The sequence below is a fragment of the Yeosuana sp. genome (assembly GCF_057126245.1).
In genome coordinates this window covers 96,569-121,298 of sequence record NZ_DBNGMQ010000050.1, presented here as the reverse complement: position 1 = coordinate 121,298, position 24,730 = coordinate 96,569, and the positions used below count along the sequence as shown (strand labels likewise).

General features: G+C 32.4%; 19 protein-coding genes. 18 read left to right on the top strand and 1 reads right to left on the bottom strand.

Annotated elements, in window-relative coordinates; translation table 11 throughout:
* Positions 1-6 precede the first annotated feature (6 nt).
* From AC15TD_RS05955 to AC15TD_RS05910, 10 genes are all read left to right on the top strand, one after another.
* Entirely contained in the window at positions 7-2,313 is a 2,307-nt protein-coding gene (locus tag AC15TD_RS05955; protein WP_484451220.1) for a glycoside hydrolase family 65 protein, read from the top strand.
* Positions 2,314-2,331: 18 nt separating this feature from the next.
* On the top strand, positions 2,332-4,260 hold the full coding sequence (locus AC15TD_RS05950) for a glycoside hydrolase family 13 protein (RefSeq protein ID WP_484451219.1): 1,929 nt from the start codon (positions 2,332-2,334) through the stop codon (positions 4,258-4,260).
* Positions 4,261-4,267: 7 nt separating this feature from the next.
* Positions 4,268-5,203, top strand: coding sequence for an alpha/beta hydrolase (locus tag AC15TD_RS05945; RefSeq protein WP_484451218.1), 936 nt, complete (start codon positions 4,268-4,270; stop codon positions 5,201-5,203).
* Positions 5,204-5,293: 90 nt separating this feature from the next.
* Positions 5,294-7,681 (top strand): TIM-barrel domain-containing protein, encoded by a 2,388-nt coding sequence (locus AC15TD_RS05940; protein WP_484451217.1) that lies wholly within the window; start codon positions 5,294-5,296, stop codon positions 7,679-7,681.
* A 70-nt stretch (positions 7,682-7,751) separates the two neighbouring features.
* Positions 7,752-9,566, top strand: a complete 1,815-nt coding sequence (locus AC15TD_RS05935; RefSeq protein WP_484451216.1) for an alpha-amylase family glycosyl hydrolase — start codon at positions 7,752-7,754, stop codon at positions 9,564-9,566.
* 3 nt (positions 9,567-9,569) lie between these two features.
* Positions 9,570-11,225 carry an alpha-amylase family glycosyl hydrolase gene (locus AC15TD_RS05930; protein ID WP_484451215.1) on the top strand — a complete coding sequence of 552 codons (1,656 nt, stop codon included), beginning with the start codon at positions 9,570-9,572 and terminating at the stop codon, positions 11,223-11,225.
* 2 nt (positions 11,226-11,227) lie between these two features.
* The gene (locus AC15TD_RS05925) at positions 11,228-13,345 is read left to right on the top strand and encodes a glycoside hydrolase family 97 protein (protein WP_484451214.1); all 2,118 of its coding nucleotides are present in this window, start codon (positions 11,228-11,230) and stop codon (positions 13,343-13,345) included.
* A gap of 125 nt (positions 13,346-13,470) precedes the next feature.
* Positions 13,471-14,337 carry an acyl-CoA thioesterase gene (locus AC15TD_RS05920; protein WP_484451213.1) on the top strand — a complete coding sequence of 289 codons (867 nt, stop codon included), beginning with the start codon at positions 13,471-13,473 and terminating at the stop codon, positions 14,335-14,337.
* Between the two features lie 345 nt (positions 14,338-14,682).
* A complete protein-coding gene (locus tag AC15TD_RS05915) occupies positions 14,683-14,868 on the top strand; it encodes a hypothetical protein (protein ID WP_484451212.1) in 186 nt (61 codons plus the stop codon).
* A 60-nt stretch (positions 14,869-14,928) separates the two neighbouring features.
* Entirely contained in the window at positions 14,929-15,543 is a 615-nt protein-coding gene (locus tag AC15TD_RS05910; RefSeq protein WP_484451211.1) for a hypothetical protein, read from the top strand.
* Here AC15TD_RS05910 and AC15TD_RS05905 read toward each other — a convergent pair.
* Positions 15,540-16,388, bottom strand: a complete 849-nt coding sequence (locus AC15TD_RS05905) for a hypothetical protein (protein WP_484451210.1) — start codon at positions 16,386-16,388, stop codon at positions 15,540-15,542. The genes AC15TD_RS05910 and AC15TD_RS05905 overlap by 4 nt on opposite strands.
* Before the next feature lie 54 nt (positions 16,389-16,442).
* On the opposite strand from AC15TD_RS05905, the gene AC15TD_RS05900 reads away from it, so the two are divergent.
* The 8 genes from AC15TD_RS05900 to AC15TD_RS05865 all read left to right on the top strand — a co-directional run bounded on the left by AC15TD_RS05900 (position 16,443) and on the right by AC15TD_RS05865 (position 24,682).
* Entirely contained in the window at positions 16,443-17,132 is a 690-nt protein-coding gene (locus tag AC15TD_RS05900) for a glycerophosphodiester phosphodiesterase (RefSeq protein WP_484451209.1), read from the top strand.
* A gap of 85 nt (positions 17,133-17,217) precedes the next feature.
* Positions 17,218-18,426: a BaiN/RdsA family NAD(P)/FAD-dependent oxidoreductase gene (locus AC15TD_RS05895; protein ID WP_484451208.1), complete on the top strand. Its 1,209-nt coding sequence runs from the start codon at positions 17,218-17,220 to the stop codon at positions 18,424-18,426.
* Between the two features lies 1 nt (position 18,427).
* Positions 18,428-18,961 (top strand): DUF1697 domain-containing protein, encoded by a 534-nt coding sequence (locus AC15TD_RS05890; RefSeq protein WP_484451207.1) that lies wholly within the window; start codon positions 18,428-18,430, stop codon positions 18,959-18,961.
* 5 nt (positions 18,962-18,966) lie between these two features.
* Complete coding sequence (locus AC15TD_RS05885; protein ID WP_484451206.1) at positions 18,967-20,079, top strand: diphosphomevalonate decarboxylase; 1,113 nt, start codon at positions 18,967-18,969, stop codon at positions 20,077-20,079.
* A gap of 26 nt (positions 20,080-20,105) precedes the next feature.
* On the top strand, positions 20,106-21,035 hold the full coding sequence (locus tag AC15TD_RS05880; RefSeq protein ID WP_484451205.1) for a mevalonate kinase family protein: 930 nt from the start codon (positions 20,106-20,108) through the stop codon (positions 21,033-21,035).
* Positions 21,036-21,083: 48 nt separating this feature from the next.
* Positions 21,084-21,989 (top strand): geranylgeranylglycerol-phosphate geranylgeranyltransferase, encoded by a 906-nt coding sequence (locus tag AC15TD_RS05875; RefSeq protein ID WP_484451204.1) that lies wholly within the window; start codon positions 21,084-21,086, stop codon positions 21,987-21,989.
* Positions 21,990-22,075: 86 nt separating this feature from the next.
* Positions 22,076-22,948 carry a pseudouridine synthase gene (locus AC15TD_RS05870; RefSeq protein WP_484451203.1) on the top strand — a complete coding sequence of 291 codons (873 nt, stop codon included), beginning with the start codon at positions 22,076-22,078 and terminating at the stop codon, positions 22,946-22,948.
* A gap of 333 nt (positions 22,949-23,281) precedes the next feature.
* Complete coding sequence (locus AC15TD_RS05865; protein WP_484451202.1) at positions 23,282-24,682, top strand: arginine decarboxylase; 1,401 nt, start codon at positions 23,282-23,284, stop codon at positions 24,680-24,682.
* The last annotated feature ends 48 nt before the right edge of the window (positions 24,683-24,730 follow it).

Here is a 24,730-nt window from a genome sequence, read left to right as displayed (position 1 = left end):
AAGATTATGAATCAAGATTATATAAAACCAGATAATTGGTCAATTATAGAAGAAGGCTTTGATATAAACAGAGTGCAGTCTTCAGAGAGTTTATTCAGTATTGGAAACGGCGCCATGGGGCAACGTGCTAATTTTGAAGAACATTACTCCGGACCAACATTTCAAGGAAGTTATATTGCAGGTGTTTATTATCCAGACAAAACTAGAGTAGGTTGGTGGAAAAATGGATATCCAGAATATTTTGCTAAAGTACTTAATGCACCAAATTGGATAGGAATTAATGTAACTATCAATGGTGAAGCATTAGATTTATTTACATGTATAAAAATTGAAAATTTTCGAAGAGAGCTTAACATGAAAGAGGGTTGGTTATCGCGACGTTTTAAAGCAACACTTCAAAATAAATCACAGATACTAGTAGAAACAAAACGATTTCTTAGTCTGGATGTCGATGAGGTTGGCGCTATCGAATATAATGTTACTCCTTTAGATAACGATGCTCAAGTAAATTTTTCACCATATTTAGATAATGGAATCACTAATGAAGACTCTAATTGGGATGATACTTTTTGGGATGTGTTAAGTATTCACCATGATAGTAATCATGCCTGTATTTTGTCACGGACTATGAAAACCCAATTTTATGTTTGCACATCTATGAAAACATTTGTGTCATTAAATGGTACTATATTAAATCAGAGTAATAAAGTTCGAGAAGATGTTAATTATATTGAATTTCAATATCAAAATAAAGTAAGTAAGGGTGATACCTTAACACTTACGAAATTTGGAGGCTATACAGTCGATAGAAACCGTGATAAAAATCAACTAATTGCAGTAGCTAAAGGAACCCTTGACGGAGTTGCAGAAAAAGGATTTCATGAACTTTTGAAAATGCAAAAATCTGCCTGGGCTAAAATTTGGGAAATGGCCGATATTTCCATTCAGGGTGATGTGAAGGCACAACAAGGGATACGTTTTAATATTTTTCAATTAAACCAAACCTATCTTGGTAAAGACGCGCGACTAAATATTGGTCCTAAAGGATTTACAGGCGAAAAGTATGGAGGAAGTACCTATTGGGATACTGAAGCCTATTGCATACCATTTTATTTAGCTACAAAAAATCAAAAGGTGGCCAGAAATTTGTTAGAATACCGCTATCATCACCTTAATAAAGCTATTGAAAATGCTGAAAAATTAGGGTTTACTAATGGGGCAGCTTTATATCCTATGGTGACTATGAATGGTGAAGAGTGTCATAATGAATGGGAAATTACCTTTGAAGAAATTCACAGAAACGGAGCCATAGCATTTGCTATATTCAACTACCATCGTTTTACATCAGACTATAGTTATATTCCTGAAAAAGGATTGGAAGTTTTAATTGGTATTGCGCGTTTCTGGCATCAGCGTGCTAACTTTTCCCAAGCAAAAGGGAAGTATGTAATTTTAGGTGTTACGGGCCCGAATGAATATGAAAATAACGTCAATAATAATTTCTATACTAATTATATCGCTAAATGGTGTATTAACTATGCCGTTGAAAATATTGATATTGTTGAAAAGGATTATTCTTCAGATTTTATAAGAATCATGAACAAGGTGAAACTTTCTAAAGCTGAAATAGCCCAATGGAAAGAAGTTGCAGACCAAATGTATTTTCCTTATTCAAAAGAAAACCAAGTGTATTTACAACAAGATGGTTTTTTAGATAAAGAATTAATTACCGTAGAAAATCTAAATGAATCTCAACGACCTATTAATCAAAAATGGTCTTGGGACAGAATTTTGCGTTCTCCGTATATTAAACAAGCCGATACCCTTCAAGGATTTTACTTTTTTGAAGACGATTTCACTACAGAAGAATTAGAACGACACTTTGATTTTTATGAGCCATTAACGGTTCATGAAAGTTCTTTATCACCTTGTGTTCATAGTATTCAGGCAGCAAAATTAAATAGAATGGAGCAAGCCTATACTTTTTACTTACGCACATCAAGATTAGATTTAGATGATTATAACCATGAAGTTCATGAAGGCCTTCATATAACAAGTATGGCAGGAACTTGGATGAGTATTGTAGAAGGTTTTGGAGGTATGCGTGTTAAAAATAATATGTTGTCTTTTAATCCTAAAATTCCAAAACAATGGGAAGCGTTCTCATTTAAAATTAATTTCAGGAATCAAATATTAAAGGTTAATGTGTGCCAAAATGAAATTAATTTTGAGCTGGAAGGAGATACCGTTTTAGATATTATGGTTAATAATAAACGCATTGTTATAAGTCCTCACAGCTTAGTCACTGTTTAGTTTGAAAATTTTAAAAGAATGAAGAATTTATTATATATCGTTTCAATTTTTGTCATTACCTTTTGTTGGTCTTGTAAAAATGAGTCTTCAGAAAAACCGATTGAAAATATGGCTTCAGAAACGTTTGTTGAATACAACGAAATCGAAAGATTAGAACCTTCAAATTGGTGGGTTGGTTTTAAGAATCAAAAGCTTCAATTGTTAGTGAAGGATAAAAATATTTCTTCAGCTAAGGTTGAAATGTCCTACGAAGGTGTTATGGTTGATAGTATTGCTAAAGGCACAAGTCCGAACTATTTATTTATTGATTTAATTATTTCAGACTCAACAAAACCTGGAAAATTCAATATTCATTTCAAATTTAAAAATGGCGAAGAAAAGACTCAAACATATCAGCTAAAATCAAGAGTAAAAGCTGCTGAAGATTATATAGGTTTTGATAGTAGTGATGCCATTTATTTGATTACACCAGATAGATTTTCTAATGGGGATTCTTCAAATGATATCGTTCCTTACTTAAAAGAAACTACTATTGACAGAGAAGATGATTATGCAAGACATGGCGGCGATATTAGAGGTATCATAAATCATGTAGATTACATTAGTGATATGGGTTTTACAGCAATTTGGCCGTGTCCTGTTCTTATTAATGATATGCCAAGAGCTTCCTATCATGGATATGCAATGACCGATTTTTATCGGGTAGATCCCCGTTTTGGAACTTTTGATGAGTTTAATGAACTGGCTGATAAAATGAGAGCATATGGTATGAAATTAATTATGGATCAAGTAGTTAATCATTGTGGAAGCGAGCATTGGTGGATGAAAGACTTGCCTTTTTCAAATTGGGTAAACCAACAAAAATCTTTTGAGGACAGCACAGAATTAAAGAATTCAAATCACCGACGAACCAGTAATCAAGATTTGTATGCTTCCCAAAAAGATAAGCACGAAATGAGCGAAGGTTGGTTTGTGTCGGCTATGCCAGATTTGAATCAGAAAAATCCATATATGGCAACATATTTAATTCAAAATAGTATTTGGTGGATTGAAACATTAGGCTTGGGTGGTATTAGACAAGATACCTATCCGTATTCCGATAAAATATTTTTGTCGCAATGGGCTGGATCTATTATGAAGGAATATCCAAACTTTAGCATAGTTGGTGAGGAGTGGAGTTATAACCCTTTAATTGTTGGGTATTGGCAAGATGGAATGAATAATAAAGACGGCTATAAATCTAATTTAAGATCACCCATGGATTTCCCAATGCAACGTCAAATTGTGAATGCCTTAAATGAAGATGAACAATGGGATAATGGATTTGTAAAAATGTATGAAGGATTGGCTAACGATTTTCATTATGCAAGCCCAAAAGATTTCATGATTTTTCCCGATAATCATGATATGAGTAGAATATTTACGCAATTGCATGAAGATATTTCTAAAACTAAAATGGCATTGGGTTATATTTTTACGTTGCCAAGAATCACACAGTTTTATTACGGTACAGAAATTTTAATGAATGATACGGCAAAACCGGGTGATCATGGTTTAATACGAACAGATTTTCCAGGAGGTTGGGAAGGTGATGCGGTTAATGCGTTTAAAGGAGAGGGCTTAACGGGTGCTCAAAAAGATATGCAATTGTTTGTGAAAAAGCTGTTGAACTACAGAAAACACAGTAAAGCGATACACGAAGGAAAAACCATTCATTTTGCTCCTGATAATGGTGTATATATTTTGTTTAGAATTTTAAACGATGAAATTGTAACGGTTATTTTAAATAAAACGTCAGAAACTACTCTGCAACTTTCTCGTTTTAATGAAATTGGTTTAAATAATAAGCAAGTACGAAATATTATTAATGATAACATTAGCACTTGGGATAAAAACATTCGTATAAATTCTAACGGAATTACATTATTTACAACTAAGCTTAATTAAAAATGTTATGAAGAAGATTGTCTTTTTTATATTTTTTTTACTCGTTGTAATAACTTCTGCAAGTTCCCAAAATGGAGATAGTTTAAACATTAATAGCGTTTTAGATATTAATTTATCAAGCGGTCAATTAATGCGTATTGAAAAATTTCCTTCTAAATTTATTCAACCAAGAAATGTAGATGTTTGGTTGCCAGAAGGCTATTCCTATGATAAGAAATATGCTGTTTTGTATATGCATGATGGCCAAATGCTTTTCGATGCTGAAACAACTTGGAACAAACAAGAATGGAAGGTAGATGAGGTTGCATCTAAATTAATGACAGATGGAAAAACAGAACAGTTTATTGTAGTCGCTATTTGGAATATAGCAGCTTTAAGAAACAGTAATTATTTTCCTGAAAAAGTCTATGAGAAATTATTAAAAAAGGACAAAGATTCCTTGTATTCAACTGGTGTTAAAGGACATTGGATAAATACTATTAATTCTGATAATTATTTAAAGTTTATTGTTCAGGAATTAAAACCTTATATAGATTCTCAGTTTTCAACCCTTTCTGTAATGGAACATACAAGCATTATGGGGTCAAGTAGAGGTGGACTGATTTCTATGTATGCCATTTGTGAATATCCAGAAATTTTTGGGTCAGCGGCGTGTTTGTCAACGCATTGGATTGGAACCTACAGCAATGAAAACAATCAAATTCCAAAGGCCTTTTTTGAGTATATGAAAATGAATTTACCAGATGCAAACAGTCATAAATTATATTTTGATTACGGAACAGAAACTTTAGATGAGCAATATTTAAAGTATCAAGGTGAAGTTTCAAAACTTTTAGAAATAAAGGGATATACAACAAATTTAAAGTTCGAAGGCGCCAATCATTCAGAAAACTCTTGGAATCAAAGATTAGAGGTTCCATTAACTTTTTTATTGGGAAAATAATATGAAATACCTATTAACAAAATTTTTAAACCAATCGATAATAATTATTTGGTTATCCTATCTGACCTCTAAAACAATGAATATAAACAGGTGAAGCAGAAATTAAGTATCGTAATATGCTTGCTATCGATTTTGACTTTTGCTCAAAATCCGAATCGTGAATATATTTCGCATAAACAGGAAGGAGGAACGTTTGAGGTATTCACTAACGATGGACATTATATTTTTACACCATATTCCCCCGAAATAATAGAAACGGCATTTATTCCTGCGGGTGAAGAATCCAATTCAAAATCTCATGCCGTTGTTTTAAAACCAAATAATCAAAAAATAACATATTCTTATGTTGGTGAAGATATCACGTTTTCAACATCGGGAATTTCGGTAACAATAACAACATCGCCTTTCAAAATCTCGTATTCATACAAGGATAAAGAAATCATTTCAGAAAAAGCAGGCTACATAAAAAATGATAGTTTAGAAACTATTGAATTTAATCTTACAGACGATGAGGTTTTATACGGAGCAGGCGCAAGGGCTTTGGGAATGAATAGACGGGGATATCGTTTACAGCTTTACAATAAAGCACATTATGGGTATGAAACGCATTCAGAATTAATGAATTTTACCTTACCAATCGTTATGTCGTCAAACCAGTATATACTTCATTTTGATAATGCGCCTATTGGTTTTTTAGATTTAGACAGTAAAAAAGATAATACACTTAGTTATGAGACTATTTCAGGCCGTAAAACCTATCAAATTATCGTTGGGAATTCTTGGCTAGATATCATTGATAATTATACCGATTTAACAGGCAAGCAGCCTATGTTGCCACGTTGGGCTTTAGGTAATTTTTCAAGTCGTTTTGGGTATCATTCACAAAAAGAAGTTGTTGAAACTATTGAAAAATTTAGAGACGATAATATCCCTGTAGATGCAGTAATTTTAGATTTATATTGGTTTGGTAAAGAGGTTATGGGCACTATGGGAAATTTAGAGTTTTACAGAGATTCTTTTCCGAATCCTGAACAAATGATAAAGGATTTAAAGTCAAAAAATGTCGAGACAATATTAATTACAGAACCATTTATTCTTTCAACGTCTAATCGTTGGAATGAAGCCGTGGAAAACAATGTGCTTGCTAAAGATTCGCTTGGAAACCCCTTTAAGTACAATTTTTTCTTTGGAAATACAGGTCTCATCGATATTTACAGTACAAAAGGAGAACAATGGTTTAAAAATATTTATAAAGACTTATCAGAACTAGGTGTCAATGGGTTTTGGGGTGATTTAGGAGAACCAGAAGTGCATCCATCTGCATTAATTCACGCCACGGGAACAGCCGACGAGGTTCACAACATTTATGGTCATGATTGGGCACGATTGGTTTATGAATCGAGTTTAGAAGCAAACCCAGATAAGCGACCATTTGTTTTAATGCGCGCTGGCTATTCTGGTTCACAACGCTATGGTTTAGTGCCATGGTCTGGAGATGTAAATAGAACTTGGGGCGGGTTGCAATCACAACCTGAAATAGCGCTTCAAATGGGCATGCAAGGCTTAGCGTATATGCACAGTGACTTAGGTGGGTTTGCGGGTGCAAATCTCGATGACGAACTTTATGCTAGGTGGTTGCAATACGGTGTTTTTCAGCCGATTTATCGTCCGCATGCGCAAGAAGAAGTTGCCAGTGAACCTGTTTTTAGAAGTGAAAAAGCGAAGGCTTTGGCAAAAGAGGCTATTATGCTTCGCTATAAAATGTTGCCATATAATTACAACCTTGTTTTTGAAAATAATCAAACAGGGAAACCTTTAATGCAACCGCTTTTCTTTGGAGAACCAGACAATACCATGTTGCAAACATATTCTGAAACCTATCTCTGGGGAAGTGATATTTTGGTTGCACCTATTTTAAAAGCTGATGTAAAAAATTTGGAAGTTTATTTCCCAAAGAGTTCAAAATGGTTTGATTTATACACTGATAAAAAGTTTGATGGCGGCCAAATCAAAACAATTCAAACAAAAGAAAATTCAATACCAACGTATGTAAGGGCCGGTGCATTTGTTTTGATGGCAATGCCTATGCATAGTACAAAAGCGTTCGATGGAAGCAACCTCGAATTACATTATTATCATGATGCTTCAATAACTGAAAGCGAGCGTTATATTTATAATGATGATGGTAAAACTCCACGAGCATTTGAAAAGGAACAGTTTGAAATGTTAGCATTTGAATTTGAATCTAAAAATAAACAAATTGAGATTGAATTTGAATCAGAAATTGGTGAAAACTATTCAACCACAAGTAAACACATCGAACTTGTAATTCACAATTTCCAAGAGGAACCAAAGCGAATAAAAATTGATAATAAAAAATCTGAATTTCGATGGAATGAAGTTAATAGAACCCTTGTCATTCCAGTTTTATGGAATTCTAAAAACGAATTAGAAATAAAAGTAACATTAAAAAACTAGTAGGATGATTAAAACCTTTAGAAATTTTTTAATATTGATTCTAGTACTAAGTTTAGCCTGTAATAAAAGTATGAAAACTGATATCGAACTTACAAAAACAGCAGTTGATAAAAAACAAAAAACAGTGGTATATCAAGTGTTTACGCGTCTTTTTGGAAACACTAACACAACTAACAAACCTTGGGGTACTATTGTAGAAAATGGTGTTGGTAAGTTTAATGATTTTACAGATAAGGCATTACGTGAAATTAAAGGCTTAGGAGTAACCCATATTTGGTATACAGGTGTACCACATCACGATGTTATAACAGATTATACTAAGTTTGGTATTTCAGATGATGATCCGGATGTTGTAAAAGGGAGAGCTGGATCTCCTTATGCGGTTAAGGATTATTATAATGTAAATCCAGATTTAGCCGAAAACCCAGAAAATAGACTTGAAGAATTTAAAGCCCTTATCGAAAGAACCCACAAAGCCGGATTAAAAGTAATCATAGATATTGTACCTAATCATGTGGCACGAAATTACCATAGTTTATCAAAACCAAAAGGCGTTGAAGATTTCGGAGCCAGTGATGATACAGCCGTTGTTTATAATGTAAATAATAACTTTTACTATAATCCTGGAGAATCGTTTCAAGTTCCAGAAGGTTTAATTACGCATAAACCTTTAGGAGGGGAAGAGAATCCGTTAAGTGATGGTTTATTTGATGAGAGCCCTGCAAAATGGACGGGTAATGGCGCTCGTGTTTCTCGGCCAAATTTAAACGACTGGTACGAAACTGTTAAAATTAATTATGGTATTTCACCTGAAGGAAGAAGGGATTTTAATTTGCTTCCAGAAGGTTTTGAAAATGAAAATTATGTCAAGCATTTTGAGTTTTGGCAAGATAAAACGGTTCCAGATTCCTGGTTTAAATTTAAAGATATTGCCTTGTATTGGTTAAATTTTGGTGTAGATGGTTTTCGGTATGATATGGCCGAAATGGTACCTGTCGAATTTTGGAGCTACATGAATTCTAATATTAAAATGATTAATAAAGAGGCCTTTTTAATGGCTGAGGTTTATAATCCAAGTCTTTACAGAGATTATATTCGAAAAGGAAAAATGGATTATTTGTATGATAAAGTTCAGTTGTATGATACCATAAAGCATATTATGCAAGGTCATGGAAAAACAGATAATATTCCACCCATACAAGAAGATTTAAAAGATATTGAACATCATATGCTTCATTTTCTTGAAAACCATGATGAACAACGAATAGCAAGTCCTGAATTTGCTGGAAATGCAGAAAAAGGAAAACCTGCTATGGTGGTTTCGGCAACAATAAGCACCTCGCCAACCATGATTTATTTTGGTCAGGAAGTTGGCGAACCAGCCGCCGAAGATGCTGGATTTGGAAAAGCTTCAAGAACCTCCATTTATGATTATATAGGCGTGCCACATTTGCAACGCTGGGTAAATAATAAACAATTTGATGGCGGGCAATCAACCAATGAAGAATTGGCATTGCGTGATTTTTATAAGAGATTACTCAATTTTACCATAAATAGTTCTGCATTGGCAAAACATTATCAGGATATTCATCTATTCAACAGAAAACATACCGAATGGTATAATGATAAAGTCTTATCATTTGTGCGTTGGAGTGAAGAAGAAAAGCTTGTTATTGTTTCTAATTTTAGTTTAGAAAAAGCCTATGGGTTTGAGTTACAAATACCTCAAGATATTATAAAAACTTGGGATTTAAAAGATGGTGAATATCAAGTTCAAGACCAGTTATATGATGAATATCATTCAACTTTAAAGATTAAAAACCAGCAAGCTACCACACGTATTGATATAAAACCTTTAGAGTCATTCATTCTTAAAATTAAGTAAGTCATGAGGTATTTAATTATTATAATTACAGTACTACTTTTTTCAAGTTGTAACCAATTCCAAGGATTAACGAATAAGGAAGCTAAAATAATTCCTTTTGTTTGGGAGGGTGCTAATGTTTATTTTTTATTAACCGATCGGTTTAATAATGGAGATTTATCAAACGATGTCAATTATGAAAGAACGCAACAAACAGGAAAACTTCGCGCTTTTGAAGGCGGAGATATAAAAGGTGTTACTCAAAAAATAAAAGAGGGGTATTTTACAAAACTAGGAATCAATGCTATTTGGATGACGCCAATAGTTGAGCAAATTCATGGAGGAACAGATGAAGGCACAGGAGTTACTTATGGCTATCACGGGTATTGGGCAAAAGATTGGACAGCTATTGATCCAAACTATGGGACAAAAGAAGATTTAAAACAATTAGTAGAAACGGCTCATGCTAAAGGTATTCGTGTGTTACTCGATGCTGTGATTAATCATACAGGTCCGGTAACTGAAAAAGATCCAGTTTGGCCAACTGATTGGGTGAGAACAGAACCTCAATGTCAATATAGCAATTACGAAAATACCATTACGTGTACCTTAGTAAAAAATTTACCAGACATTAAAACTGAAAGTAATGAATCAGTCGAGTTACCACCTCAATTGGTGGAGAAATGGATAGTAGAAGGCCGTTACGAGCAAGAGGTTGAAGAACTCGATGCTTTTTTTGAAAAAACAGGATATCCTAGAGCACCACGTTTTTATATTATGAAATGGTTATCAGATTATATTTCTGAGTATGGAATTGATGGGTATCGTGTAGATACCGTAAAACATACCGAAGAGTTTGTTTGGCAAGAATTTAGAGACGTTTGCGATGATACTTTTGCTGAATGGAAGCTAACAAATCCAGATAAAGTAATGGATGATAACGATTTTTACTTGGTTGGTGAAGTCTATAACTATACAATTTCAGCAGGGAAAGCCTTTGATTTTGGGGATAAAAAAGTGAATTATTTTGACGATGCGTTTAATAGTCTTATCAATTTTGAATTAAAATGGGATGTTGCTCAGAAAAGCAAGGAAGAGGTGTTTGAAAAATATTCTAAATTTTTAAATAACGATTTAAAAGGTTATGGCGTTTTAAATTATTTAAGTTCCCACGACGATGGTGAACCTTTCGATGCTAACAGAGAAGAACCTTATGAGTCGGCAACAATGTTAATGCTTACTCCAGGTACTGCTCAAATGTATTATGGTGATGAGTCTGCAAGATCCTTAGTTATTCCTGATACTGAAGGGGATGCTACCTTACGTTCATTTATGAATTGGGATTTTATAGCCAATCAATCAAGAACTAAAGACGTTTTAAGCCACTGGCAAAAACTTGGGCAATTTAGAGCCAAACATCCAGCCGTAGGGGCTGGCGTGCATCAAATGATTAAAGCATCACCATATTATTTCTATAGAAATTATAAAAAAGGAGATTTTAAGGATATAGTTGTCATTGGATTAGAGTTACAAAAAGGAACCAAACTAATAGATGTTACTAAAATATTTGAAGAAGGTGATACGCTTCGTGATGCCTATTCAGATACAACTGCTAAGGTTGAGAATGGAAAAATAAAAATTGACTCAGATTTTGATATCGTATTAATTGAAAAAATATAATCATGAAAATGAAACTATATATATTTCTAGTTGTTCTAGGGATTTACTCTTGTTCAGACGAAAATAATGCTGTTTTAGAGGTGTATTCACCAAGTTCTAAGATTGTTGTCAATTTTCATGTGAGTCAAGAAGGAAAACCTTTTTACCAAGTTCAGTTTAATAATAAAACCATAATAGACACTTCATATTTAGGTTTTGAATTTAAAGACTTACCTGCGTTCAATAAGAATTTTAGTATTAAAAATACGTTTACAAAATCCTTTAATGAAACTTGGCAAATGCCTTGGGGAGAACAGCTAAACGTGGTTAATAATTATAACGAACTAAACGTGGAACTTCAAGAAAAAATAAATCCAGAACGTCTTTTAAACATTGTGTTTAAAGTCTATGATGATGGCGTTGGATTTAGATATGAGTTTCCTGAACAAGATAATTTGAAAGGAGACGTTTTTATTACGGAAGAACATACTGAATTCAACCTTACAGAAGACTATAAAACCTTTTGGATTCCTGGAGATTGGGATATTTATGAACACTTATACAATACCACAAAACTTTCTGAAATTAATGCCTTGCAGTTTGCAAATCATAAAAACTTAGCTCAAACTTACATTCCAGAAAACGCCGTTAATACTCCTGTAACTTTGATTGGTGCAGATGGGACACATTTAAGTTTTCACGAAGCTGCCTTAATCGATTATTCAGGGATGACCCTGCAAGTTGATACAAAAAAATTAAATTTCGAAAGTAATATTGTTGGTTCTGAAAACACCGATTATAAAGTAAAGAAAACGGTTCCGTTTCATACACCATGGAGAACCATTCAGATTGCGAATAATGCTCCAGAATTGATAGAATCTAAACTAATTGTAAACTTGAATGAACCAAATAAACTAGGGGACGTGTCTTGGTTTAAACCTATGAAATATACGGGTGTTTGGTGGGAAATGCATTTGGGGAAATCCTCTTGGGATTATGGTATGACACAAGATATGAATACTTGGACTGATAGTGGAAAATCTCATGGCAGACATGGTGCAACCACCGAAAATGTAAAGAATTTTATTGATTTTTCTGCTAAAAATAATATTGGAGGTGTTTTAGTTGAAGGCTGGAATACTGGTTGGGAACATTGGATTGGCTTTGAAGACAGAGAAGGCGTTTTTGATTTTGTAACGCCGTATCCAGATTACGATATTGATGAGGTTGTGCGATATGGAAAAGAAAAAGGTGTAGATATTATCATGCATCACGAAACATCAGCGGCAACTGAAACTTACGAAAAACAGCAAGATACAGCCTATGCTTTAATGCAGAAATACGGTATGCATACTGTTAAAACAGGTTATGTAGGTAAAATTTTACCAAAAGGCGAATACCATCACGGACAATATATGGTCAATCAATTTAATAATGCTATTGAAAAGGCAGCAACATATCAAGTCGCGATTAATGCGCACGAACCTATTAAAGCAACAGGCTTACGACGAACCTATCCGAATACCATTTCTAGAGAGGGTCTTCGGGGACAAGAGTTTAATGCTTGGTCTAGTGATGGCGGAAACCCGCCAGAACATCTACCTATCGTTGCTTTTACCAGAATGTTGGCAGGTCCAATAGATTATACACCTGGTATTTTTAATATAAAATTTGATGAATACAAGAAAGATAATCAAGTGAATACAACGATTGCACAGCAATTGGCATTGTATGTAGTGATTTATAGTCCTGTTCAAATGGCTGCCGATTTAGTGGAGCATTATGAAGCCAACCCAGAACCATTGCAATTTATAAGAGATGTTGGCGTAGATTGGGAGACTACAAAAGTTCTAAACGGAGAAGTAGGTGATTTTGTAACTATTGCCAGAAAAGAAAGAGAAATAGGAAATTGGTTTGTTGGCGGTATCACTGATGAGAACTCAAGAACAGTTGAGATTACATTTGATTTTCTTGATGATGGTCAGGAATATATGGCTAGAATTTATAAAGATGGAGAAAACGCTCATTGGAATAATAATCCTTTAGATATTACTATAGAAGAAAGGATAATAACCAAAAATACGACCTTGAGTATCAAAATGGCTGAAGGAGGTGGATTCGCCATTAGCCTTATGAAATAGAAAAACACCTCTTTAAGAGTCACTTTTTATATGTGTAGGTTTTATCCGTTCATTAAACAACAATCTTAATAGCATGGTTTTTATTACATTTATACAAACAAATTAATTTTTAATTCCATATATAAATGACTTCTGTAAAAGACCTACTAGACCTTTTAATATTAGAAAAAGAATCTGAGACCAGGTTTATTGGCTTTAGTAAAACTGTTGGTAGTCAATATGTTTTTGGTGGTCAGGTTTTGGCTCAAGCCATAAATGCTGCATCTAGAACTATTACGAATCAACGAATTTTGCATTCAATGCACGCTTACTTTTTAGAAACAGGCCAACTAAATTTACCTATCGCATTTAATGTGAGTTTAGTAAGAGATGGTGGAAGTTTTTCTGTAAGAAGAGTTACAGCGCAGCAAAACGATAAAATTATTTTTATTCTCTCGGCGTCCTTCCATAAAAAAGAAGAAGGCTACAACCATCAAATTGACATGAAGTCTAATCTAAATCAGCCAGAAGATTTATTGAGTTGGACTGATATTTTGAATAAATATGAAGACTATTTACCAAAAAGTTTAAAAGCATTTTTTTTAATTGAACGCCCAGTGGAGTTTAAACCAACTGTGATTGTCAATCCATTGAATAGAAAGGATTTACCTCCTTTTAATGACGTATGGTTTAAATTAAAGGGAGATGTAAAAAATTTAGATTTAGCGACGAAGCAGCAGATTTTAACTTACGTTTCAGATTACAATATTCTTATTTCTGCACTAAATCCGCATGCCAGTGTTGCCCATTGGGGAAATACACAAACCGCTAGTTTAGATCATTCAATGTGGTATTTTAGAGACTTTGATTTTAATGATTGGTTATTATATTCAATGGAATCCCCAAATGCCTCAGGTGCTAGAGGCTTTGCAAGGGGTAACATTTTCTCAAGAGATGGTAAACTTATAGCTTCAGTGGCTCAAGAGGGACTTATGCGTCGAATAAATAAGTAATAAAACTTACTTTATTGTAATAAAATGCATCGTAATTCGTCTAATTATCAACATATGGAGATTCCTTTTTTTTTTTTTTTAATAAGTTTTATAAATTATTTGAAGAATATGAGAAACTGGTTGATCATAGCGATAAATTTACTGCTTGCAAAGCATAACACATATTAAAGATAGCATTTGATATCCCAGTTCTAAGAGAAGGGTTTTCTGATGCTAGCCTTCTTGAAACCTACAAGGATGAAATTCGAATCATTTTACAAGATTCATTTAGTCCTATTTTAGCAAGCAACGAAATTAAGGTGGCTTCTGTTACATTTCAAAAATGCCTTTGTACTAAGTACTGACTTGCGTTTCAATTTACGAAAGGGGAAAACAAGTTTATTACCACTTGATATTGGTTTCTATGATGGTTTTGATTACGGACGTGTTTGGTCATATTATGCTGCATCAAAAAAATGGAATACTTATATTGGCGGCGGAACTTTTGCAAGTTTATCAGAAATGATTATCTTTAACTTATTCGTATTTTAAAATTTAGATGAAATACGTATCGCTCTCAAAATGGGCTTTAATTTTTAAATATCATTACAAATGAAAATTTTAATTACGTTCTTCATTTCATTTCTATTTCTTTCTTTTAATACAAATATCTTCAGTCAGAATAATTGTAAAGTTATTAGTGAAGAAATGTCAGGAGAATACAAAGGTGAGTGTAAAAATGGGCTTGCTGAGGGTAAGGGTAATTTTACCTTTTCGAATAAAAGGTTTATGTATCGAGGTGAGTTTAAACAAGGGATGATGAATGGTAAGGGTGCTATGTATACCTTGAAAAATGGCAAATATAAATTGGTTAGAGAGGGTGTTTGGATTAAAAATGTATTTTCTCCAGATTTACCTCCATATGAAGTAAAACAGACAACGAATTTAGATAGATATACGGTAAGAAAAGTTGATTCTGGTAATAAAGTTATGATTAATTTTTTAAAGAATGGTGCACGTAATTCTGTTAGGAATCTAAATATTTTGGTTAACAATGGTGTTGAGGTTGTTGGTGGTAGTATTAGAGGATATGAAAATGTAGAATTTCCTTTTTCATGTAGATTATTGTATTATACGTCTACTAAACTAGGCACTTCTAGTTTTGAAGTAACTTTTGATGTTGTAATAAATGAACCTGGTAGCTGGGAGATAACACTTAACAATTAGATAATTAGATTAAATTCATACAAAAAGCCATCACTACCATACGCTTTTTCATCTGTAATATACAGCGTCGTATTATTTTTAAAACAAAGACCTTCTTTTTGAGAAGTATGATTTAAAGGTATTTCTATTATAGAGCCATTAAAAAAATTAGTATCCTTAAAATTAGAGAATACCCATACTGATTTTGGAGTTAGTAATGCTATAATTTTACCATCGTTACTAATGTCTGCCGCCGTAATCCAACAATCTATTTCAAAGCACGTATTAAAACTAGAAACGAATTCAGCCACATAATTACCCTGTTTAGCAGGTATTTTATATAGGTTTGTTTTTCCAAAATCGTTTTTTACATGACTTTTTGTAAATAGAAATAAGCTATCGCGATAATGGAAAAATGCTTCGCAATCAAAATACATACCCTCCTTTTTTGGTGGAAATTTTTGTTGGTTTGGATATTTAAACGAAATACGTTCAACGTCAATTTCATCTGAAGTATTCATGGAATTTTTTGTAACTTTTAAAACAGCTAAGTTTTTTCTTTTGTTATTATTATTTCCGAAATCACCAATATAAAGATTACCTTCTTTATCTGAAGTTATATCTTCCCAGTCATTATTTTTAGCCTTAATTTTCAATTCCTTTAAAATCAATCCTTTTTCATTTATACCGTACAGTTTTGGTGAATTACCACTATCATTTATCACCCAAATTAAGTCAGATATTGTGGTTATTTCATTTCCGGAAGCTTCTTTAAGAATTTCAGGTAAGTCGGCAATGATTTTTAAATTTCCAGAATTACAAGATATAAGAGATGTAAAAAGTAATAAGATAAATTGCTTAACCATAAAACAGAATTTTTAATGCTAAATTTACAGGGATTTTAAGATAAATGTAGTATAATGGTTGAAAGATGTTTAAAAATTGGACATAGAGGCGCCAAAGCTTATGTGGCAGAAAATACGATTGAATCTATTCAAAAAGCATTAGATTTAGGGGTGGATGGGATTGAAATAGATGTGCACGTATGCGCTTCAGGAGAATTAGTGGTATTTCACGATTTTACCTTAGACAGAATGACGAATGGAACTGGAGAAGTTGCTAAAAAAATACTTTCTGAGTTGAAAGAATTGCAGGTTGATGGTCATTATAAAATTCCAACTTTAGAAGAGGTTTTGGATGTCATAAATAAGACTTGTTTGTTAAATATAGAATTAAAAGGGAGGGATACAGCAGCTAAAACAGTTGAAGTTATTGAAAGATATATCAACCAAAAAGGTTGGAAATATGGCGATTTTATTGTGTCCAGTTTCCAGCACCATGAACTAGAAGATATATGTAAACTCAATAAAAAGATTCCTTTAGCAGTCCTAACAAAAGCCAGTGTCTTTGATGCATTGGAATTTGCCGAAACTATAAAAGCAGTTGCTATTCATCCAAATTTTGCATTACTAACAAGAGAGAATGTAAAGCGAGCCATATCTAAAGGGTTTAAAGTTAATACATGGACTGTTAATGATGATGAAACTATTAACCGGATGAATGATTTTGGTGTAGATGGTATCATCTCAGATGTTCCTGATAGACTATGAATCAAGTATACTATTAATCATATCGCTCGAAGAAATGATTAATAGCGAACAACATGTGACCATTGAGAAACAATAAAATAAACACATGAAAAAAGATATTATTGTCGTGGGCGGTGGTGCGGCTGGTTTTTTTGCAGCGATTAATATTGCCGAACAAAACCCAACATTAAACATTGCTATTTTAGAGCGTGGAACGGAAGGCTTAGGGAAAGTGAAGGTTTCTGGTGGCGGACGCTGTAATGTAACACATGCAGAATTTATTCCGCAGGAATTGGTATTGAATTATCCGCGCGGTGAAAAGGAATTGTTAGGGCCTTTTCATCAATTTATGACGGGCGATACGATAGAATGGTTTGAAAAACGAGGAGTAGAGCTAAAAATTGAAGAAGACGGACGCATGTTTCCAGTTTCGAATTCGTCTCAAACCATTATTGATTGTTTTCTTCAAGAAGCTAAAACACATAAGGTTGAAATATATTATAATCATTCCGTATTATCTTTTAACAATGAAAATGAATTTTGGGAGATTGAAACATCAAAAGGCAACGTCAGTACTGAGAAATTAGTCATCGCCACAGGAAGTAATACTAAAATTTGGAAGCTTTTAGAAAAATTAGGACATACCATGTCGCAGCCTGTTCCATCACTATTTACATTCAATATTAAAGATGAGCGAATAAATAGTATTCCAGGTGTTGTGGCTTCCAATGTTGAGGTGCATGTTGAGGACTCCGATTTATATTCCGAAGGACCTTTGTTAATCACGCATTGGGGAATGAGCGCACCAGCTATCCTAAAATTATCAGCTTTTGGTGCTTTGGAATTGGCCAAACGCAATTATAAATTTCAAATAGAAATTAATTTTATTAGAAAAACATTTGAGGATTGTTTGGATAGTTTGAAAATTTTAAAACAGGAATTGGCAAAAAAAACCGTGTTTAAATTATCGCAATTTGATTTGCCTAAACGACTTTGGCAACAATTGGTTTTAGCCTCTCAAATAAATATAGAAACACGCTGGGCAGATATGAATAAAATGCAATTGGAGGCCTTAGTAAATCAATTAACAAAAGCTACTTTTTATGTTGACGGAAAGAGTACCTTTAAGGAAGAGTTTGTTACGGCCGGCGGTGTTGATTTAAAAGAAGTGAATTTTAAAACCTTTCAAAGTAAGCTGTTTAAAAACCTTTATTTTGCTGGTGAAGTCCTAAATATTGATGCCGTAACTGGGGGATTTAATTTTCAAAATGCGTGGACTAGTGGCTTTATAGTAGCGAAACATATTTCAAAATAAAATGATAACCTATATTGCATTACTCAGAGGAATTAATGTTAGTGGGCAAAAAAAAGTGCCCATGGCAGCATTAACTTTGGCAATGCAAGAACTTGGTCTACAAAATGTAAAAACCTATATTCAAAGTGGGAATGTGATGTTTCAAACCGTAAAAACGAATCAGAATCAACTAGAGGGATTAATAAAGGACAAGCTATTTTCTTATTTTGGTTTTGAGGTATCTGTGTTGGTAAAGACGTGTAAACAACTTGAAGCTATTATAAGTAAAGGTCCATTTTCAGATAAAAAAACAGAGCAAAGCTATTTCACATTACTACATAATAAACCAGATAAAGATTTAGTTGAAGTCCTTAAAGTTGTTGAATATCATAATGAAGAAATTTACATCACCAATGAATGCGTTTATTTTTATTGTGCCAGGGGTTACGGAAAAGCAAAATGTAACAATAATTTTTTTGAAAGAAAATTAAAAGTAACCGCAACCACAAGAAATTATAAAACTATGGTAAAGTTATTATCTTTGTGCTCAGATTAGTAGCTATGACAGAACAAGATTTTATTCCAAAAGCATATTCCGAATCTATCGAAAAAGGACAATTTACATGGTCCTCGCCGAGTAATATTGCTTTGGTAAAATATTGGGGAAAAAAGGACAATCAAATACCTCAAAACCCTTCTATTAGTTTTACACTAGACAACTGTAAAACAACAACATCGCTTAGTTTCTCTAAGAAAAAGAATCAGGATAATTTTTCATTTGATGTATTTCTTGATGGTGATAAAAAGGATGATTTCAAACCAAAAATTGAAACTTTTTTCAAGCGTATTGAAGTCTATTTACCTTTTTTAAAAGATTATCATTTTAAAATTGAAACGTCAAACACATTTCCGCATAGTTCAGGAATTGCATCGTCTGCTAGTGGTATGAGCGCTTTAGCGATGTGTTTAATGAATATTGAAAAACAATTAAGTAATACTGTCACTCCTAATTCAGACGGAGGGTTTTTTAAATCTTATGAGGATTATTTAAATAAAAAAGCATCGTTTTTAGCGCGTTTAGGGTCAGGAAGTGCATGTAGAAGTATTGAAGGGGATTTAATTGTTTGGGGTCAACATACCGAAATTGAAGGGAGTAGTGATCTTTACGGAACAAAATATCCATATGAGGTGCATCAAAATTTTAAAAACTATCAAGACACTATCTTGTTAGTTGATAAAGGTGAAAAGCAAGTAAGTAGTACTGTTGGGCATAACTTGATGCATAATCACCCATTTGCAGAACAGCGTTTTATTCAGGCGAATAAAAATTTATCTAAATTAATTGCTATATTTAAATCTGGAGATATCGAAGAGTTTATTGAAATTATTGAAAGTGAGGCTTTAACGCTTCACGCTATGATGATGACAAGCTTGCCTTATTTCATTTTGATGAAACCAAATACCTTAGAGATTATTAATAAAATATGGATGTTCAGACAAAATACAGGGTTACCTGTTAGTTTTACCTTAGATGCGGGCGCCAATGTTCATGTGCTATATCCTAAAAAAGATGCTTTAAAAATTTTAGAATTCATTAAGAATGAATTAGTTGCATATTGTCAAAATGGGCATTATATTTGCGACATAATTGGTTTTGGAGCGAAACAGTTGTAACTTTATAAAGCCAAATAGAAAATTTAATGAAAGGACCACTTTTTTATTCTAAAATCTTACTCTTCGGAGAATATGGAATCATTAAAGATTCTAAAGGTTTATCTATACCTTATAATTTTTATAATGGTGCTTTAAAAAAAGGTAATAATCCTTCAGAAAGTGCTATAAAATCAAACCAAAGTTTAAAACGATTTGTAACATATTTAGACGGTATTAATTCAGAATTAGTATCATTTGATATTAAGTTACTTCAAAACGATGTTCATCAAGGTATGTATTTTGATTCTTCCATTCCTCAAGGTTATGGAGTAGGTAGTAGTGGTGCTTTGGTAGCTGCTATTTATGACAAATATGCCTTTGATAAAATAACTGTTTTAGAAAATTTAACAAGAGAAAAGCTCTTAAAGCTTAAATCTATTTTTTCTGAAATGGAATCATTTTTTCATGGTAAATCTTCTGGTTTAGATCCTTTAAATAGTTATTTAAGTATTCCAATTTTAATTAATTCAAAAGATAATATTGAAGCTACAGGAATTCCTTCCCAATCTAGAGATGGTAAAGGTGCTGTGTTTTTAATTGATAGTGGTATTATTGGAGAAACTGCTCCAATGGTTAGCATTTTCATGGAAAAGATGAAGCAGGAAGGGTTTCGTAATATGATTAAAAATCAGTTTACAAAGCACACAGATGCTTGCGTTGATGATTTTTTAAAGGGAGACATTAAATCACTATTTAAAAACACCAAACAATTATCAAAAGTTGTTTTAAATCATTTTAAACCTATGATTCCTCAGGAGTTTCATGAACTTTGGAAGAATGGTATTAAAACCAACAAATACTACTTGAAACTTTGTGGCTCAGGTGGTGGGGGCTATATTCTTGGTTTTACAGAAGATTTTGAAAGCGCTAAAAGATCACTTAAAGGCTATAAATTAGAAGTGGTTTATAATTTCTAATTTTACGATTACATAAATTCTTTCACAAGAGTCTTTTAATTTTTTTTTATGTTAACTAGAAGGCAGAAACATATTCTAATTAAATTTTTTAGCATGTTTTCTGTAGTAAGAGGCTACAATATTTTAATTATTGTTTTAGCCCAGTATCTTACGTCCATATATATATTAGCACATAATAAACCATTAAGACAAGTTCTATTTGATCCTAATTTATTTGTTCTTGTTGTAGCATCTGCAGTCACCATTGCTGCTGGTTATATTATCAATAATTTTTATGATTCTGAAAAAGATTTAATCAATAAGCCTATAAAATCTAAATTAGATAGATTGGTAAACCAAAACACCAAGTTATCTTTTTATTTTGTTTTAAATTTTATTGCAGTCATTTTTGCTAGTTATGTGTCTTTTAGAGCGGTGTTGTTTTTTGCTATTTATATTTTTGGTATTTGGTTTTATTCACACAAATTAAAAAGACTGCCGTTTATTGGAAATTTAACGTCTGCTATTTTAACAATTACACCATTTTTTGCTGTCTTTATCTATTATAAAAATTTTGAAACTGTCATTTTTGTTCATGCTACATTTTTGTTTTTAATTATATCAATGCGCGAGTTAACTAAGGATTTAGAAAATATAAAAGGAGATTTAGCACTAAATTATCATACCATTCCTATTGTTTACGGAGAACAAGTGTCTAAGTTTATGCTAACTGTTTTATCGGTGTTAACCTTAATTCCAACGTTCCTGTTATTGTATCGATTTGAAGTAGGTTATATGTATATCTACTTTTATTTAAGCATTATTTTGTTAGTTATTTTCTTAGTGCTTCTATGGAAATCTAAAACAAAAATTCACTATTTAATTCTTCATAATATTTTAAAATTCATTATTGTATTTGGTGTCTTTTGTATTCTTTTAATTGATGTAGATGTGGTGTTAAACAGACTCTTTTAATATTTTTCACCTAAGTAATTAGTAAATAGAATTTGAAAATCAATAAATCGTAATTTATAAAGTATCTTTGCACAAAATAAATAGAAATGAGTAGACATCAAGGTGGTAAAGGAAAAGAAAAAGTTTCAGGAAGAGGATCTAATAATAGTCGCTCAAAAAGTTATGCAAGAGGTAATGCTCCTGTAAGGTCAAAAGCGGCAACAACTAAATCTTCAGGAAACAATAAATCACAATCAGCTAAAACATCCAATCCAGATGAAATTAGACTTAACAAGTATATCGCTAATTCTGGTGTATGTTCTAGGAGAGAAGCGGATACACATATAGCAACGGGATTAGTTTCTGTAAACGGAAAAATCATTACAGAGATGGGTTATAAAGTTAAGATTGATGACGAGGTGCGTTATGATGGCGCCAGAATAAACCCTGAGAAAAAAGCCTATGTTTTATTAAATAAACCTAAAGGGTTTGCTACTACTACAAGTGAAGGTAAAGGGAGAACTGTTATGGATTTGGTTGCAAATGCGACATCATCGCGTATTAAACCAATAGGAAGGTTAGGTAGAAATTCAAAAGGCTTGTTGTTATTTACTAATGACGAAGTTATCGCTGCTAAGTTTACAAATTCTAAGAATGGCGTATCACGCTTGTTTCATATAGAATTGAATAAAAACTTAAAGTTGGAAGACTTAAAGAAAGTTCAAGAAGGTATTAAAATTGAAGGTAAATTAATTTCGGTTGAAGAAATAAGTTATATAGACGGTGCTTCAAAAAAAGAAATAGGACTAAAAATTAAGAATACTGGTAATACCATTATCAGATCAATATTTGATTATTTAAAATATGAAATTGAAAACCTTGATTGTGTAGCCATTGGTCATCTTACAAAAAAAGATATTCCAAGAGGTCATTGGAAACATCTTACAGAACAAGAATTAAATACACTTAAAATGCTGTAATTTAATCCTTTATATTTTTTTAAAAAAAATAAAAAAAAGGTTCAAAATTCAATTTTTTATATTTCATTTGTAATGCATTTAGCTGAACAATTTTGAAATATGTTTCTATGTTTGGGCTTAAGAACATTGGGAAGTCGTGTTCTAAAGCAGCTTTTAGATTAAGCAACCGAATTTTAAAGCTAACTTCCACGTATTCAATTATGTCAAGCCAACATAACTATGGTTTTGCACCTACAACATGTGCACAAAAACAAATTTGATTTCCTTATTAATTATTGAATTAATACCTTATAATCAAAATATTTTTGAGAAATTTATACTTTAAATAAAATAATGAATACGAAATACATTGATCTTATTAGCCAAACTTTTGATTTTCCTCAAGAAGAATTTAAGTTAGAAGAAAAAAACCTTAAATTTCACGACATAGATTTAATGGAATTGGTTGAAACCTACGGATCTCCATTAAAGTTTACGTATCTGCCTCAAATATCAAACAACATAAGCAGAGCTAAAAATTGGTTTGATAAAGCTATTAAAAACAACAAATATAAGGGGAAGTACAATTATTGCTATTGTACCAAGAGCTCTCACTTTAAGCATGTTTTAAATGAAGCCTTAAAGAATGATATACATATTGAAACCTCTTCGGCATTTGACATTGATATTGTTGAGAATTTAAAAAAAGAAGGTAAAATTACCAATGATACCTATGTTATAAGTAATGGTTTTAAAAGAGCGCAGTATGTCTCTAACATAGCGCGCTTAATTAATACCGGTCATAAAAACTGTATTCCCATTATTGATAATTACGAAGAAATTGATTTATTATCTGAAGAAATAGATGGTAAATTCAACATTGGTATTAGAATCGCTTCAGAAGAAGAACCTAAGTTTGAGTTTTATACGTCAAGACTTGGTATAGGATATAAAAACATTGTACCTTTTTATAGAAATCAAGTAAAAGACAATAAAAAAGTAAAGTTAAAAATGCTTCACTTTTTTATCAATACAGGTATACGAGATAATGCTTATTACTGGAACGAATTGTCAAAATGTTTAAAAGTATATACCAGTTTAAAAAGGATTTGTCCATCATTAGATAGTTTAAATATTGGTGGTGGTTTTCCAATAAAAAATTCATTAGCGTTTGATTTTGATTATGAGTACATGGTAGATGAAATACTTAATCAAATAAAACTTGTTTGTGATGAAGAAGAAGTAAAAGTGCCCAATATTTTTACGGAATTTGGAAGTTTTACGGTAGGCGAAAGTGGAGGCGCCATTTATGAAGTACTGTATCAAAAACAGCAAAACGACCGCGAGAAATGGAATATGATTAACTCATCCTTCATTACAACATTACCAGATACCTGGGCTATTAATAAACGCTTTATCATGTTGCCTATTAATCGATGGAACGATAGCTATGAACGTGTTCTCTTGGGCGGATTAACTTGCGATAGTGATGATTATTATAATAGTGAGCAACATATGAATGCGATTTATCTTCCAAAGTATAATAAGGAAAAACCGTTGTATATTGGATTTTTTAATACGGGAGCGTATCAAGAAACTATTGGTGGTTTTGGAGGATTGCAACATTGTTTAATTCCATCACCAAAGCACATATTAATTGATAAAGATGAAGCCGGAAACCTTGTTCACCGCGTATTTAGTGAACAACAAAAGAGTGAAGATTTACTTAAAATTTTAGGATATAATGAACAATAATAAAGAGTTTGCAGGAGTTTCTGTATATTTTTTTAAATTTGAATATAG